General features: G+C 29.2%; 3 protein-coding genes. All 3 read right to left on the reverse strand.

Annotated features, from left to right (window positions below):
- Positions 1–677: response regulator transcription factor (locus CI949_RS18995; protein ID WP_290769320.1), on the reverse strand; the 677-nt coding region annotated here is incomplete at its 3' end.
- Positions 678–1,233: 556 nt separating this feature from the next.
- On the reverse strand, positions 1,234–2,181 hold the full coding sequence (locus CI949_RS19000) for a calcium/sodium antiporter (protein ID WP_135403169.1): 948 nt from the start codon (positions 2,179–2,181) through the stop codon (positions 1,234–1,236).
- A gap of 228 nt (positions 2,182–2,409) precedes the next feature.
- On the reverse strand, positions 2,410–3,221 hold an 812-nt coding region (locus tag CI949_RS19005; protein WP_290769325.1), incomplete at its 5' end, for a Xaa-Pro peptidase family protein.

The raw sequence follows: 3,221 nt of genomic DNA on the forward strand, positions 1-3,221 counted from the left end.
CTTCCCATTATATAACCAAACCCATATTTTGTTTTTATATATTTTGGGCTTCTGGTGTTAGTTTCAATTTTTTTTCTAATATTTTTGATATAAGAATCTATATTTCTGTCAAATCCATCATATTCAATCCCAAAAGAATTCTTTATTATTTTTTCTCTGGAGAGAGGTATGTCCACATTTTCAAAAAAGGTCCTTAAAATTTTGAATTCTTTTGAAGAGATCTCTATATTTTCTCCGCCTTTATATAATTTTTGACTAACTAAATCCAACTTCAAATCATCATAAATAAGTAATTTTTTTTGTTTGATAGGTTTATAAGCTCTTTTTATAATAGCTTCTACTCTTTTTACTAATTCCTTTGGACTAAAGGGTTTAACAATATAATCATCAGCACCTTTATTGAATCCAGTTAATCTATCTATTTCATCTTTTTTGGCTGTTACTATAACAACGGGAACATCAGAAATAGTTCTTATTTCAGAAAGAACTTCAAACCCACTTATTCCAGGCATCATTATGTCCAAAATAATCAGATGATAGTCGTTATTACTAAATTTTTCAAGAGCATCAATCCCATTAAAAGCGACGTTAGTTTCAAAATCATTCTTTTTTAAATATTTATCTATAATTTCAGAGATTTTTTTGTCATCTTCAACCAATAAAATTTTATAACTCATAAATTTTCCTCCAATTAACCCTATGGCAGAGGGGGATATTAATATACTAACTCTTAAATATTTTTCTAATATAAAAATCATATTAAAATTAGCAAAAAGGCACTAATATTTATAAAAGCTACCATACCCATAACTGTTGGAAGTAGATTTAAATAATTAAGAATTTTTTGTATTCTAAAAAAATAAAAAAGTTGTCTTGAAAATACTCAATTGAAAAGAGTATTGAAATGGGGGTTTTTGTTACCGAGATAACATTTGATAGCTTAAGACAAAACTGTAGTTATAATAAAAAAGAAACAGAGTACAATTTACTCTGTTTCTTCTAAATTAGTTGAACAACAAGATTTCCCTTTCTTCTTGAACAAAAATCTATATACTAAGTATCCAGCTATTCCTAATATTAAAACGCTTATAAAAATATCCATTATTTCACCCCTTTTAATTTATCCCCCTATATAGGGGTAGTTAAATTCTAACTACAAAAAATTATGAAAATATAAAAATAGTATTAACTTTGTGTATAAAAGTAAAAAATAAAAGGAGCTTATCGCTCCTTTTATGTTATGAATTCATAGCTCATGTAAGATATGTAGATTAACAATAATATCAAACCTTCACCTTTTGTCAGTTTGTGGTCTTTTCTTAAGAATAACCAAAGTAAAACTGTGGATATTAAAAGAACCAAAATTGTTATGTTGTCTCCAGGATTAAAAGGTATAGGGGTAATCGTAGTTGAAGCAGAAAGAACTAATAAAATATTAAAAATATTGGATCCCACTACATTTCCAACGGCAATATCGTTATTTCCTTTTCTCACTGCAGTTATAGAAGTGACGAGTTCTGGTAAAGATGTTCCAGTTGCCAAAATAGTTAAACCTATTATTTTTTGGGAGATTCCAAAGCTTTCAGAAATTTTTACTGCGTTGCTAACAATCCAATCTCCACCCAAATAAAGCATAAAAATACCAAGCACCACAAATATAAAATCTTTTATTTTTAAACTGTTATTTTGATCTTTGCTTTTATTGTTTTCTAAATTTTGATCTTTTGCATTTTCAAAAACGTAGTAAAAGAAAATTACAAAAAACAATAAAAGAATTAGCCCATCGCCCAAAGACAATAAGTTATTTCCTTGATTCAAGATCAAGTCGTTTACAAGGACCAATAAAACTAAAGTAACCAAAAAATTCATTGGAATTTCTTTTTTTACTGTTGATTTTTGAACTCCAATAGGAGCAATTAATGAAGTAATCCCCAGAATTATCAAAGTGTTGAATAGGTTGCTCCCCAGTACATTGGATATAGCTAAATCAGTATTACTCGTAGAACTAGAAATCAAATTTACTATTAGTTCAGGGGTAGATGTTCCAAAGGCAACTATGGTAAGGCCAACTATCAATTGAGATATTCCAAAATGACGTGCAATATTGGATGCTCCGTCAACAAGAAAATCAGATCCTTTTACCAATAAAATGAATCCTAATGCTAAAAAAATATATTCCATTTTTCACCCCAAATTTTGCATTTTAAGTTTTTAATAGCTATTATTACTGATTAGATAAAAAAATTATACTTATTTACCAAATATTAAAAAATAATTTCGTTAAATTAATATATCAAGTGATATAATAATTATGAAAGTATACAGTTTTATTTATAGCTTAATTTTTTAACCCATCCCCCCAAATTCCCCCAAGGGATTTGGACCCCCCTGTTTTCAGGGGGGATTTTATTACACTATAATTAGATCCTTACTCAAGCTATTGAGATTTTCATAGCCATTTTTAAGTACTAATATGTCGTCTTCAATTCTAACTCCAAATTTGCCGTCCAAATATATACCTGGTTCTATAGTAACTACATTTCCGGCTTTTAAAGTGTGTTTTGATCTCGGTGAAACACTTATGTTTTCGTGAACTTCTATTCCCAAACCGTGTCCAAGACCATGACCAAAATATTCCCCATAACCAGCTTCTTTTATAATTTCTCTTGCTATTTTATCTATATCAAAACCGCTTTCTCCTGCTTTCACAGCTTTTATTGCTTCTTTGTTGGCATTCAACACAGTGCTATAAACATTTCTTACTTCGTCTGTTATCGATTTTACTCCAATTGTTCTAGTTAAATCAGCATTATAACCTTTGTACCTGGCCCCAAAATCTATTACTATCATATCTCCTTCTTCCAGCTTCTTTTCTGATGCTATGCCATGAGGAAGAGCTCCTCTAAAACCAGATCCAACTATTGTGTCGAATCCTGGTTTTTCAGCACCTCTTTTTTTCATTTCAAATTCCAATACAGCAGCGAGATATTTTTCAGTTATACCAGGTTTTACGTAATTGAGCATTTCAACAAAGGCATCTTCAGATATCTTTATGGCCTTTTTCATGGTTTCTATCTCTTCAACGGTCTTAATATTTCTCATGCTTTCAAGTTGTTCATCGATATTTACAATATTCCAATTTTTGTTTTTAAAAATTTTATCATAATCTCTATGGTAAATCTTTGAGTATTCTATTCCAATATTTTGGATTTTTAAAGAAT

The organism is Halanaerobium sp. (assembly GCF_003070835.1).